The organism is Wenzhouxiangella sp. AB-CW3 (assembly GCF_014725735.1).
Classification (GTDB): Bacteria; Pseudomonadota; Gammaproteobacteria; order Xanthomonadales; family Wenzhouxiangellaceae; genus Wenzhouxiangella.
On record NZ_CP061368.1, the window covers coordinates 2761998 to 2775858 of the forward strand.

Below are 13861 nucleotides of genomic sequence, written 5' to 3' on the forward strand. Positions count from 1 at the left end.
TTGACAGCGTTGTCATTCTGGCTCATAGCATATATGATTCAATGCAAATGGCAATACCCGCAGCAAGCCGAAGCTGGCCGAAACCCTGGAACGCTGCCTGCTGCAAGAATGCCGGACGACCTGAAGCTTTCTTTTACATTCAATGTTTTGCAGACCTCCAAGGCGACCAGACAAGATGACTGCACAAGCCACCACGGCAACTGCCACGCGAATTCCGGGACAGCGCACTAGTGGGCGGAGGGCGTTCCATGCCTGAGCGTATTCTGATACCGATTCTAGCCTGTGCGCTGTGGGCATGCAGTCCGACTGCACAGCCGGATCGCAATGACGATCCAACACGCTTCACCCGGGAAGCCAGTTGGCATTTCGGCGTGCAGTCCAACCGCCTGGACGTCCCGGAGCGTTTTCGCGCCTATATCGAGGTCGACAATCATTCAGCTCACGACTTGCCTTCGGGAAAAGGGGATTGGGCATGGTACTTCCATTCGATCCGGCGCATCGACACAGTTCAAGACCATGGAATCACCCTGGAGCATGTCCAGGGTGACCTGCACCGCATCACCCCGACGTCGGACTTTCCCGGACTTGCACCGGGTGATCAATTGCGCATCGACTTCGAGGCCGCCCCGTGGATCGTCAGCTACTCCGACTGGATGCCCAGGGCCTACATGGTTCAGGGCGGCTCGGAGCCTGCGATCTTCGCCAACACGGACAGCGAACGCTTCGAGGACTTTGTCCATCCGCTGAAAAGCCCGGAGCAGCAACTGCGCAACTTCGAGGGCGGCGACCATGAACCCATCGCGACTGCGGCGCGCCGCTTCGAAGCCCATACTGGCGAAGCGCCCCTCCTGACCGACACCGAGGTCAGTCAGCGCATCATCCCCTCGCCGGCTGAGACAATCCTGGGTCAGGATCAGGCCGTGCTAGGACCAGACTGGAGGATGGACGTCCAGGGCGCTGTTTCCCGGGAGGGCGACTACCTGGCGGCACAATTGGAAGATCTGCTTGGCCATCCGCTCACCGGCAGCGACAGCGCCAACAGTATCGTTGTCGAAATGGACCCGCACCTGGACGGACCGGGTCCTGAAGGCTATCGGCTGGTTGTCGAAACCGACCGAATCGTGATCACCGGCCACGATGAAGCCGGCACTTACTACGGCATACAGACCCTGTTGGCACTGCTGCCCGCAGCACCACAGAATGTAGTCGAAATTCCCACGCTCGAAGTCATCGACAAGCCACGTTTTCAATGGCGCGGCATGCACTACGACATGGCGCGCAATTTTCATGGGCTGGATGTCACGTTGCGACTGATTGAGCAGATGGGACGTTACAAACTCAACCGCCTGCACCTGCACCTGACAGATGATGAAGGCTGGCGACTCGAGATTCCAGGCCTGCCTGAACTCACCGATGTTGGAGCCCGGCGTTGTCACGACCTGCAGGAACGGGAATGCCTCTTGACCCAGCTGGGAACCGGGCCGCATCCCTCCGGCACGGGAAATGGCTACTATTCCCGTGACGACTTCATACGCATACTGCGTCATGCCGCAGCTCACCATATCGAGGTGATTCCGGAAATTGACATGCCCGGGCATGCACGTGCCGCAATCAAGGCCATGGAAGCGCGCCAGCATCGGCTGGAAGCGCAAGGCAAGACTGGCGAAGCGCGCCGCTTCCTGTTGTCCGAGCCCGGTGATGACTCGGTGTACCGTTCAATACAGCACTACGATGACAATTCAATCAACGTGTGCCTGGATTCAACTTACGCCTTTGTCGACAAGGTGCTGTACGAACTCCAGGCCATGTATCGGGAGGCTGGACTACAGCTTGACGTGTTTCACATGGGCGGCGACGAGGTCGCATCTGGCTCATGGGAAAAGGCACCCGCCTGCCAGCAGCTGATCGCCGATCCGGTCAACGGTCTATCCGGCATCGACGATCTCATGCCGTACTTCATCGACCGTGTCGCCTCCATCACCAACCAGCGCGGTCTTGCACTGGCCATCTGGGAAGACGGCCTGATGTACGACGAGCATCATGCCTATCCGCGACAACGCTTTGATCACGACCGGGTGATCGTCAATCCATGGAACAACATCTGGGAGTTCGGGCACGGAGACCGAGCCCATCAGTTTGCCAACGACGGCTACGAAGTGGTTCAGTCGGCAGCGACTCATCTGTACTTTGACCACCCACAGGAAGCTCACCCGGCCGAGCGTGGGTACTACTGGGCCACTCGCTACACCGACACGGGAGATGTATTCTTCTATCGCCCAGACCATTACTTCAGCAACGCCGAACGAACCCGGGATGGTCGTTCAATCGTCGATCTTGAGGCGATGCTGGGTCGCGCCATGACGCCACTGAAGGAACCCGACAATATCCTTGGAATACAGGGACAGGTCTGGAGCGAAACGATTCGCACCGCCGACCAGCTTGAACAGATGGTCTATCCACGTCTGCTGGCCCTGGCCGAACGTGCCTGGCATCGGGCTTCCTGGGAACCCGACCGGCAAAGCAGTTCGGCGCACCGGGACTGGCTCGGTTTCGCCCAACGCCTTGCACAGGTGGAAATACCCAGACTGGTAGGGGCCGGTATCGCCCCCTATCTCCCGGTACCCGGCGGGCTGCACAAGAACGACGCCCTTCATGCCAGTGCTGCCTGGCCGGGATTACAGGTCGAGTTCAGCCTGGATGCGGGTGAAACCTGGAGTCCGTACACCGAGCCCGTGCCCGACCCACCTGTCAACGCGCTGTTGCGGACACGAACGGCGAGCGGGGTGACCAGCCGCACGACCACGGTGCAGCGCCATCCGTGATGGCAGCGATGACTGTGGCCTGGATGCCTGCCGGGTTCATAGAAGGTAGAATCCGCTGCTGGCCCCATCGGGAGCCTCTGCACAACTCAGTTCGGGTTCAGCAGCGCCGGCAAATGCACGGGGCCAGCCTGTTTACCAGCCCGGATGATCTGGAGTGGGCCCCTCGCGTACACCGGTACGGAGTTGTTCAGAAGCTCCCTGAAAAGATGCTTCTTCATGGACAGCAGATTATGAAACCTACAATCAAGGATGTTGCAAAACTGGCCAATGTCTCCTTCAAGACCGTATCGCGCGTCATCAACGAGGAAAGCGCGGTCGGCAAGAAGACCAGGGACAAGGTCTGGGCAGCCATACGGGAGCTGAACTACAGCCCGAATCGTGCGGCTCGCGGGCTGCGAGGCACCACCTCTTCCATCGCCTTCATCTACGACAACCCGAACAGCAACTACGTCATCGCCATGCAGCACGGCATTCTCGGTGAATGCCGCAAACAGGGCTATGAACTGGTGATTCATCCATGTGATTCATCACGAAAGGATCTGGTCGAGGAGGCGCTGGAGATGATCGAACGCAGCCAGGTTGGCGGCCTGGTACTCACTCCTCCGATCTCCGAAAACGATGAAGTGGTCGATGCTTTTGTCGAACACGGCATCCGGTTCGTGCGAATTGTATCGGGCTCTCAGCCGCCTGACGATCGATCATCGTGCATTTTCATCGATGACCGACAGGCGGCCTTCGAGGAGACCCGACACCTGATTGACCTGGGACATAGCGATATCGCATTCCTGGGTGGTGATGAAGAGCACGCTTCGAGTGGTGAACGTCTCAAGGGCTTTCAATTGGCCATGCAGGAATACGGGCTTTCGGTCGAGCCGGAGCGCATACTGCCAGGACAGTACTCTTTCGAATCCGGCGTCGAAAGAACACGTCGACTCCTGCGCCCAGGCAACAAGCCTCCGACCGCGATCTTTGCCTGTAACGACGAAATTGCCGCCGGGGCCCTTTTCGCTGCGCGCATCCAGGGCGTCGATGTGCCACGCGACCTGTCTATCGTCGGATTCGAAGACAGTCCGTTTTCCCGGCAGTCCTGGCCCAACCTGACCACCGCCCGACAACCAACGAGCACGATCGCCTCCAGGGCAGCAGCCCTGCTGATCGACACCATAAAGCGCAAGGACAGACTGGAAGGACCCGCACCCAGCGAGGGCTTTCTGCCCCACCTGGTCGTGCGTGACTCGACGTGTCCGCCACCGCGACCTTGAGAAGTGCGCATGGACGGGTGCCGGGGAGAACCTTGCCATATCGAAGCATACGGACGCTTCGGTGACAAGACAAATGACGACCAAGGCTAACCGACCATGACTGAAGTAACCATCGCACTGAAACCGCTCGACTACGCCATCATTGTCAGCTTCATCCTGCTGATCGTGTCCATCGGGCTGTTGTTCAGCAAGCGCGGCGGCAAGAGCACCAGCAACTTCTTCCTTGGCGGGCGCAGCCTGCCCTGGTACCTGGCCGGCACCTCCATGGTGGCCACCACTTTCGCGGCCGACACGCCCCTGGCCGTTACCGAGCTGGTGCGGGAAGGCGGCATCGCCGGCAATTGGCTGTGGTGGAACATGCTCGCCGGTGGCATGCTGACCACATTCTTCTTCGCCCGCTATTGGCGCCGTGCCGGCATTCTCACTGACGTGGAGCTCGTGCAGCTTCGCTACTCCGGAAAGGAGGCCCGGTTTCTTCGTGGCTTCAAGGCCGTCTACATGGGTGTGTTCCTGAACGCCGCCATCATCGGTTGGGTCAACCTGGCTCTGATTACGCTGTTGCAGGTGTTCTTCGGCCTTTCCGCGACAGAAGCACTGTGGTGGACACTGGCAGCCATGGTCGTGGTCTACATCTACTCCGGGCTTTCCGGACTGCTGGGTGTCGTATACACGGACTTCGTCCAGTTTATTGCCGCCATGTCCGGTTCGATCATTCTCGCAGTACTGGTGGTTAACAGCAGCGACATTGGCGGTATTGAAGGCCTCAAGGCCAGCCTTCCCGACTCTGCGTTCAGCTTTTTCCCCAGGGTGGGTGAAGAGGCCGAATCCACCGGCAACGCTGTATCCACGGTCAGCGTGCTCAGCCTGGGCCTGGGCAGCTTTCTGGCACTGGTCTGTCTGCCGTGGTGGAACAGCTGGTATCCCGGTGCTGAACCCGGTGGCGGCGGCTACGTCGCGCAACGCATGATGAGCGCGAAGGATGAGAAGAATGCGGTCTATGCCAACCTCCTCTTTCAGATCCTGCACTACACGGTCAGGCCCTGGCCCTGGATCCTGGTGGCACTTTCAGCCATTGTCCTGTATCCCGAGCTTTCCGGCGAAGAAGCCCGCATGGGCTATGTTCTGGCGATGAAGGAGTATCTGCCGACCGGGCTCAAGGGGATGCTGCTGGCTGCATTTTTTGCCGCCTACATGAGCACCGTGGCCTCCCAGCTCAACTGGGGTACGAGTTATCTCATCAACGATTTCTTCAGGGCGTTCATCAAGCCCGATGCCAGCGAGCAACAGCTGGTGCTCGCTTCCCGCATTGCGGTATTCTGCATGATCATCGTGGCGTTCATCGTCACCTCGCAACTGACCACCATTGCCGCGGTATGGAATTTCCTGATCCAGGCCGGCGCGGGTCTTGGGCTGGTTCTGATCCTGCGCTGGTATTGGTGGCGTGTCAGTGCCTGGAGCGAGATTTCGGCAACCGTGGCGCCGTTCATCGGCTACGGGTTTGTCCAGTTCGTTCTGGCACGGCATGTCGATCCCGTCTGGGGCGAACCCATCATCAGCGACCCCAGGGGATTCCTATTCACTATCTCGTTCACGATGGTGACCTGGCTGACAGTCACGTTTCTGACCAAGCCCACCGACCGCAAGACACTCGAGGCGTTCTACAAGCGCGTACAACCGGCCGGCGCCTGGGGACCGTTTCGTGAAAGCAGCAGTGTCCGGAAGCTGTGGAAGCTCGCGGCGGCCTGGATCAGCGCGGTCATCATGGCCTATACCATCCTGTTCACATCCGGCAGCGTTCTATTCAGGCACTGGGGTGAAGCTCTGGTGTATGGCGCCGTCTGCATTCTCGCATTTCTGTGCATGCGCCATTTCTCCTCTCAGGTCAAGGTCTTCGAGTAGCGCTTGCGGCGCTGCCCCGCTCAGCCTGACTGTACTCGATCAGGTCTCACACCGGCACCGGCTCTGCTGACGCAACCGGGAATAGGGCTGGAGCCGGATGGTAAGACCCCCTGCCCCGACAGGAAATGACATCGTTGTCATTTCCTGTCGGTTCTGCTAAAGTCAGTCCCGTCCAAGTCCCGGAAATCAATGGAACAGCGCTTATGCGAGTGGTCATCCTGCCCAATGCCGAAGCCGTCGCCCGGTTTGGTGCCGACCTGGTCGTCGAGCAACTGCATACCCGGCCCGACAGTGTTCTGGGCCTGGCAACGGGATCGACACCCGTAGCCCTGTACAAACGGCTGGTGCAGGCCTGCCGCACCGGCAGGGTCAGTTTTTCTCGAGCCCGCACGTTCAACCTGGACGAGTACCTGGGCCTGGAGCGCTGCCACCCGCAAAGCTACCACCAGTACATGCGCCACCACCTGTTTGCCCATATCGACATCCCGCCGGAACACACGGCCCTGCCGGCCGGAGATACCGAGGATGCGTTTGCCGCCTGCGAGGACTACGAGCGCAGGATTCGCGCCAGTGGCGGCATCGACCTGCAACTTCTGGGCATCGGACGCAATGGTCACATCGGCTTCAACGAACCGACCTCCAGCCTGGGATCACGCACCCGAATCAAGACGCTGACTCAGGCCACAATCGACGACAACGCGCGCTTCTACAAGGACGACGAATGCCAGCCGCACATGGCAATCACTATGGGGATCGGTACCATTCTGGAGGCCCGGCGCATCCTGTTGCTGGCCACCGGCCCGGCCAAGGCCAAAGCCGTATCACGCATGATCGAGGGACCACTCGGCGCCTTCTGCCCCGCTTCCGCCCTGCAACTGCATCCCGACACCATCGTCGCCATCGATCAGGCCGCGGCCTCGAACCTGGTCCATGGCGATTTCTACCAGCATGTCGAGAAAGAGCATCAGCAGTTGCTTGGGAGAACCGGCCGCCACTCAGCCCCGCTGTCATTGCCCACCACGAAGCAATGAAAGCAGCGCAACCCTTTCACATCTTCGCAAGGACGAGATCATGACGATGCAACCAGCCTCCCTGCTGGTGATTTTTGGTGCCACGGGCGATTTGTCGCGGCGCATGCTGCTGCCCGCGCTGGTCGGCCTTGAGCGCGATGGCCTGCTGCCCGAGAGGCTACGAATACTGGGTGGGGCACGCAGCGAGATGTCGTCGGAGTCCTTTCGCGACAGCATCAGCCAGTCCGTGGAAGCCGAGCTGGAAGGACTACCCGACAGCGGGCAATGGTCGAAAGCCCTGCACAGCTTGCTGCAACGTCTGGACTATCACCCGGTGGATCTTTCCTCGGAGCAATCCCTGAACGAGTTCACCGCCACGATTGCCGAACGGCGCGGGGACGGCAACGTACTCTTCCACCTGTCCACGGCGCCGGACTGGTACACCACGGCCTGCGAGGCACTGGCCGACGCCGGCCTCAATGACAGCCGCTGCCGCATCATGCTCGAAAAGCCCATCGGCGACAGCCTGGACAGTTCCAGGCAGATCAACCGTCGTATCGGCCAGGCATTTCGCGAGTGGCAGATCTTCCGCGTTGATCACTACCTGGGCAAGGAAGGAGTTCAGAATCTGCTGGCCCTGCGTTTCGGCAACGCGATGTTCGAGCCCCTGTGGAACTCGCGTCATATTGAGCAGGTGCAGATCACCGTGGCCGAGACCGTGGGCCTGGAGGATCGGGCCGGCTACTATGACCAGTATGGCGCCTTGCGCGACATGGTCCAGAACCACCTGCTGCAACTGGTCTGCCTCACGGCCATGGAGCCGCCGGCATGCTTCGACCCCACCGCGGTTCGCAACGAGAAACTCAAGGTGCTCAACTCGTTGCGACCCATTGACAGCGAATACCTGGAGTCTTGCAGCGTCACCGGCCAGTACACCTCAGGCGCGATCAACGGCAGCGTGGTGCCGGGCTACCAGGATGAACTCGGCCGGGAAAGCCATTCAGAGACCTTTGTGGCCCTGCGCGCCCACATCGACAATTGGCGCTGGTCCGGGGTGCCGTTCTACCTACGAACCGGCAAGCGCCTGCCGCGCCGGCTCACGGAAATCTTCATTCGCTTTCGCCCGGTCCCGCATTCCATCTTTGGCGCCACTCCGGTCAGACCCAATGCCCTGATCATCCAGCTTCAGCCCGAAGAACACATTTCGCTGAGCCTGATGAACAAGGAGCCCGGGCTGGACCATCAAGGGGCAAGGCTTTCACCGGTCACCCTGGACCTCGACCGTCACTCGGCCTTTGAGCAGACTCGTCGACGCATCGCCTACGAGCGGCTGTACTTTGACGCCATCAACGGCAACGGCACCCTGTTCGTGGGCCGGGACGAGGTGGAAGCGGCCTGGCAATGGGTCGACGCCATCATCGACGGGCGCCAGCGCCTGGCATTGAGGCCCAGAACCTATCCGGCAGGCACCTGGGGGCCGGCGGCGGCCATCGCACTGACCGAACGTCACGGACACAGCTGGCGGGACTGAACACGAACATGCTTGAACTACACCAACATCGCAACCCCGATACGCTGGCACAAGTGTTGACCGAACACCTGGCAGGCCTGGCCGGCAGCGCCATCCGACGCCGGGGAGAAGCGACTCTGGTACTCGCCGGCGGCACCACACCGGTACCGGCCTACAGGCGGCTGGCACAGCACGACCTGGATTGGTCGCGGATGAACATCCTGCCCGGCGACGAGCGCTGGGTCCCCCACAGCCACCCAGCCTGCAATCTGAGTTCGCTGCGCAACGCCATCGACCAACCGGCCCGATATCTGCCGCTGACACCCGTTGCCCCCCAACAGGAGCCCGACCTGACCACGGCGCAACACTCGCTCAGGTCGATCAGGGGCCGCCCCGACGTGTGCCTGCTGGGCATGGGCAGTGACGGCCATTTCGCCTCATTGTTCCCCGGTGCACCGGGGCTGCAGCAGGCACTGGATCCGGCCGGGAAAGAAGCCGTGGCGGTCATTCACCCCGGCACCCTGCCCCTGGAAGCGCCTTTTGCCCGAATCTCCCTCACGCTCAGTGCCATCCTGGAGTGCCGGATGCTGATTCTGGCCCTGCGTGGCAACGACAAGCGTGAAGTGCTCGAACAGGCCGCCGAACACGACGAGGCAAGCCGCTACCCGGTCGCCGCCCTGTTGCAGCACGCCGGTGCACGGCTGGACATCCACTGGAGCCCATAGGAACCCTCATCATGCATCCGACCATTACCAAGGTGACCGAACGCATCGCCAGGCGAAGCCGGGAGACACGTCAGGACTATCTGGGTCGCATTCGTCGCGTTGCCGACAGGAATCCGACCCGGGGCCGTATCAGCTGCGGCAATCTCGCTCACGCCTTTGCCGCAGCCGGCGAGGACAAGCCGGCGCTCAAGGCGCTGCGCCGTCCCAACCTCGGCATTGTCACCGCTTACAACGACATGCTGTCGGCCCATCAGCCACTGGAGAAGTTCCCGGCGCTGATCAAACTTGCCGCCCGCTCGCAAGGCTGCACCGCCCAGGTGGCCGGCGGTGTCCCGGCCATGTGCGACGGTGTCACGCAGGGCCAGCCCGGAATGCAGTTGTCGCTGTTCTCGCGTGACGTGATTGCCCAGGCCACCGCCATCGCCCTGTCCCACAATGTGTTCGACGCCGCACTGCTGCTGGGCGTTTGCGACAAGATTGTCCCTGGCTTGCTGATCGGAGCCCTGTCGTTCGGCCATCTGCCGGTCATCATGGTACCGGCCGGCCCCATGCCCTCCGGACTGCCCAACGAAGAAAAGGCGCGGGTCCGTCGTGCCCATGCCGAGGGCAAGGCCAGCCGTGAAGCGCTGCTGGAGGCCGAAGCGCAGTCCTACCACGCGCCCGGCACCTGCACGTTCTACGGCACGGCGAACTCCAATCAGATGCTGATGGAGGTCATGGGGCTGCATCTGCCCGGCAGTGCCTTTGTCAACCCCAACACGCCGCTGCGCGAACAGCTGACCCTGGCCGCGGGCGCGCGCGCCTGCCAGATCACCGCCCAGGGTCGCGAATACACCCCGCTGGGCGAAACCATCGACGAGAAAGCCATCGTCAATGCCCTGGTCGGACTGGCCGCCACCGGCGGTTCGACCAATCATGCCATACACCTGGTCGCCATCGCCCGTGCCGCCGGACTGATCATCGACTGGAATGACCTCGACGAGGTGTCGCGCGCCACACCCTTGTTGACCCGTCTCTATCCCAACGGCAGCGCCGACGTCAATCACTTCCATGCCGCCGGCGGGATGGGACTGGTCATCAGGGAGCTGCTGAGCGCCGGCCTGCTGCATCCGGATATCCGTACCGTGCATGGCGGCGACCTGCGCGCCCAGGCGCGAGAACCCGTACTCGATAACGACCGGCTGACCTGGCGATCACCGCGCAGGCAATCGGCCGACGAGAGCATCGTCCGTGGTTGCAGCCGGCCTTTTGCACCCGAAGGCGGCATCCGTCTGGTTAGCGGAAATCTCGGCCGTGCCATCGTCAAGATATCGGCCGTTCGGCCGGAACACCGCCGCATCGAAGCGCCAGCGCGCATCTTCGACAAGCAGGAGGCCCTGCTGCAAGCCTTCCGCGACAATGAACTGGAAGGCGACTTCGTCGCCGTGCTGCGTGGGCAGGGCCCGCGCGCAAACGGCATGCCCGAGCTGCACAAGCTCACGCCCACGCTACAGGTGTTACAGGATCGTGGCCAGCGCGTGGCGCTGCTTACCGACGGCCGCATGTCCGGTGCATCCGGCAGTGTACTGGCCGCCATCCACCTGGTCCCCGAAGCCGCCGCGGAAGGCATGATCGCCCGACTGGTCGACGGCGATACGCTGATCATCGATGCCGATGCAGGTCGCCTGGGCTGTGCCGTGGACAGCGATACCCTGCGCCGACGCCCCCTGAATCCGCCGGAGCTGGCCAGCGAACATCGTGGCTGCGGCCGCGAGCTTTTCGCTCCCATGCGAGCCGGCGTCGGCGATGCGGAATCCGGTGCCAGCCCCTGGAGCGAAAATGCCTGATCCATGCACACACTCGGCTCGCATCGATGCCATCCTCGGCGGAGCAGGCATTGTGCCGGTGCTGACCATCGAACAGCTGGATACCGCCGCACCCCTGGCCGAAGCATTGCTGGATGGCGGGCTGACGGTGCTGGAGGTCACGCTGCGCACGCCAGTGGCGCTGGAAGCCATTGGCGTGATGTCGGCCATCGCAGGGGTCACCGTCGGCGCCGGCACCATTCTGAACCGGGCAGACCTGAAGCTCGCCGCACAGGCCGGCGCCGCATTCGCCGTTTCCCCGGGTTGCACTCCGGACCTCTACCGGATGGCTGCCGGCAGCCGACTGCCGCTGCTGCCCGGCGTGGCCAGTGCCAGCGAAGTCATGCTGGGTATCGAGCATGGCTTCACCCGATTCAAGTTCTTCCCGGCCCGGGCCGCCGGCGGCGCGGCCATGCTCAAAGCATGGCAGGGGCCCTTGGCAAAGGCACGCTTCTGCCCCACCGGGGGCATCGACGCCGGCAATGCCGCCGATTACCTGGCCCTGGACAACGTACTGGCCATCGGTGGCTCATGGATGGTACCCAAACAAGCGCTGGCCAATCGTGACTGGCTGGCCATCAGCGAGCAAGCCACCAGCGCCCGACAGATGGCGGCGTCTGTTTCCTGAAACGGCCGGCAAATCCCCCCTTCTCACGCCGGTGTTTCGCCCACAGGTATAGTTGTGAGCACACCAGAACGTGGGAGTAACCGACATGCAGTTGCCCGACAAGGGTCGTATCGCCAGCTTCGATGTGGATGCGCAACGCACTTTCACGCCGCTATGCCCCGACGAACTGCCCGTTGCCGGGGGCGAGTGCATTGGGCCCGAGCTCAATCGCCAGTCCGAGCTGGCCGGCTGGCGGCTCGGATCAAAGGATGCGCACAGCCCACAAGCCGTGTGGGTCACCAATAACCCCGACCGTATCGGCCAACCGGGTGTTGAAGGCGACAACGTCGAGGAACACTGGCCGGTTCACGCCGTACCCGGCACCGAGGGGTTCGAACTGCTACCCGAACTGCCCCGCCCCGCCGACTACGACTTTTTCGTATGGAAGGGTGTGGAGCTGGACATGCATCCCTATGGCGCCTGCTACCACGACATCGCCGAGCGCATGAGTACCGGCGTGATCGAATGGCTGAAGGAGCGCGAAGTCAGCCATGTACTGGTCGGCGGGCTGGCCACCGACTTCTGCGTCAAGGCCACGGCCCTGCAGCTCAGGCGTGCCGGGTTTTCCACCATTCTCAACCTGGCTGCCTGTCGCGGAATTGCCAGTGACAGCGTGACCAAGGCACTGGCCGAGATGCGCGAGTCCGGCATCGTCGTGATTGACAGCCTGGACCAACTGGAACCGGCCGCATGATCATCCAGTCGCTGCTCGATACCGACATCTACAAGTACTCGATGATGCAGGCCGTACTGCACCAGTTTCCCGGTGCGGAAGTCGAGTACCGTTTCAAGTGCCGAACCAAAGGCGTTGATCTCAGACCGCTGGCGAAAGACATCGAGCGAGAGATCGAACACCTGTGTTCGCTACGCCTGGACCCCGAGGAGCTGAACTATCTCAAGAGCCTGCGCTACCTGACAGACGACTTCATCGAGTTCCTGCGGCTGTTTCACCTGCAGTCGCGCTTTGTCGAGCTGGACGAGGAGGATGAACAACTCACCCTCACCATTCGCGGGCCGTGGCTGCACACTATCCTGTTCGAAGTACCGCTGCTGGCCATCATCAGCGAACTTTATTGCCGCCAGACTTATCCGGAGCACGACTTCGGCGAAGGTCGCCGGCGGTTGCATGAAAAGATCGGCCAGGTCAAGGCGCTGGATCGCCCCGATGAATTCATCTTTGCCGATTTCGGCACACGACGCCGGTTCTCCAGAGAGTGGCACGACGAAGTTGTCGGTGAGCTGGCCCGCGAGATTCCCGGCAGCCTGCGGGGCACCTCCAACGTCAGACTGGCCCGCGAACACGGGCTCGTCCCCATCGGCACCATGGCCCACGAATTCATCCAGGCCTGCCAGGCGCTGGGACCCCGGCTGGCCGAGACCCAGCGCTTTGCCTTCGAAGCCTGGGCACGGGAGTATCGCGGCGATCTGGGTATCGCACTGTCGGACACATACAGCCTGCCGGCCTTTCTGCGCGACTTCGACATGTACTTCTGCAAACTGTTCGACGGCGCCCGCCAGGACTCGGGCGACCCGTTCCACTGGGCCGAAGCCATGATCGAGCACTACCGCAAGAACCGGGTGGACCCCAAGACCCGCAACCTGATCTTCTCGGACTCGCTGGACATCCCCAAGGCCGCGGATATCTGGCGCCGGTTTCGAGATGAGACCAATGTGTCGTTCGGCATTGGCACCAACCTCACCAACGACACCGGCGTCGACCCGATCAATATCGTCATCAAGATGACTGAGTGCAACAGCCAGCCCGTGGTCAAACTCTCCGACTCGCCCGGCAAGGTGATCTCCACTGACCGCCACTACCTGGCCTGGGTTCGGCAGGCTTTTGATGTGGGAGAGGCGTCGGAAGGGGATGGGTGACGGGGGGTGAAAGGTGAAAGGTGGGAAGAGGGGGAGACGGGAGACGGGAGATGGGAGATGGGAGATGGTGGGAAGCATTGGGGAGGCGGCCAGGAACCGTCGTCCCGGAATCGCCGCAGGCGATATCCGGGACCCCGCACATTGGAAATCGGCACGGCTCGACGCCGGGTTCAACCCTGTGCCCGCTCATGTGTGCGAGGCCCCGGATCATCGCTTTGCGCTGTCCGGGGCGACGAGGTTGTGAGGG

Annotated in this window: 10 protein-coding genes; all 10 read left to right on the plus strand. The window is 61.9% G+C overall.

The features are described from left to right. Positions 1 to 248: 248 nt before the first annotated feature. The 10 genes from IC757_RS12040 to pncB all read left to right on the plus strand — a co-directional run bounded on the left by IC757_RS12040 (position 249) and on the right by pncB (position 13614). On the plus strand, positions 249 to 2822 hold the full coding sequence (locus tag IC757_RS12040) for a family 20 glycosylhydrolase (RefSeq protein WP_190974552.1): 2574 nt from the start codon (positions 249 to 251) through the stop codon (positions 2820 to 2822). 230 nt (positions 2823 to 3052) lie between these two features. Further along, on the plus strand, positions 3053 to 4084 hold the full coding sequence (locus IC757_RS12045; protein WP_190974553.1) for a LacI family DNA-binding transcriptional regulator: 1032 nt from the start codon (positions 3053 to 3055) through the stop codon (positions 4082 to 4084). Positions 4085 to 4180: 96 nt separating this feature from the next. Next, the gene (locus IC757_RS12050; protein ID WP_223846111.1) at positions 4181 to 5983 is read left to right on the plus strand and encodes a sodium:solute symporter family protein; all 1803 of its coding nucleotides are present in this window, start codon (positions 4181 to 4183) and stop codon (positions 5981 to 5983) included. A 203-nt stretch (positions 5984 to 6186) separates the two neighbouring features. Further along, positions 6187 to 7014 carry a glucosamine-6-phosphate deaminase gene (gene nagB, locus IC757_RS12055; RefSeq protein ID WP_190974554.1) on the plus strand — a complete coding sequence of 276 codons (828 nt, stop codon included), beginning with the start codon at positions 6187 to 6189 and terminating at the stop codon, positions 7012 to 7014. Between the two features lie 40 nt (positions 7015 to 7054). Further along, positions 7055 to 8524: a glucose-6-phosphate dehydrogenase gene (gene zwf / locus IC757_RS12060; protein ID WP_190974555.1), complete on the plus strand. Its 1470-nt coding sequence runs from the start codon at positions 7055 to 7057 to the stop codon at positions 8522 to 8524. A gap of 8 nt (positions 8525 to 8532) precedes the next feature. After that, positions 8533 to 9228: a 6-phosphogluconolactonase gene (gene pgl / locus IC757_RS12065; RefSeq protein ID WP_190974556.1), complete on the plus strand. Its 696-nt coding sequence runs from the start codon at positions 8533 to 8535 to the stop codon at positions 9226 to 9228. Between the two features lie 11 nt (positions 9229 to 9239). Next, on the plus strand, positions 9240 to 11054 hold the full coding sequence (edd, locus tag IC757_RS12070; RefSeq protein ID WP_190974557.1) for a phosphogluconate dehydratase: 1815 nt from the start codon (positions 9240 to 9242) through the stop codon (positions 11052 to 11054). Beyond that, entirely contained in the window at positions 11047 to 11700 is a 654-nt protein-coding gene (eda, locus tag IC757_RS12075; RefSeq protein ID WP_190974558.1) for a bifunctional 4-hydroxy-2-oxoglutarate aldolase/2-dehydro-3-deoxy-phosphogluconate aldolase, read from the plus strand. Before edd ends, eda begins: the two co-directional genes overlap by 8 nt. An 85-nt stretch (positions 11701 to 11785) precedes the next feature. Continuing rightward, on the plus strand, positions 11786 to 12433 hold the full coding sequence (locus IC757_RS12080; protein ID WP_190974559.1) for a nicotinamidase: 648 nt from the start codon (positions 11786 to 11788) through the stop codon (positions 12431 to 12433). After that, a complete protein-coding gene (gene pncB, locus IC757_RS12085; RefSeq protein WP_190974560.1) occupies positions 12430 to 13614 on the plus strand; it encodes a nicotinate phosphoribosyltransferase in 1185 nt (394 codons plus the stop codon). The genes IC757_RS12080 and pncB overlap by 4 nt, the downstream gene beginning before the upstream one ends. Positions 13615 to 13861: the final 247 nt, after the last annotated feature.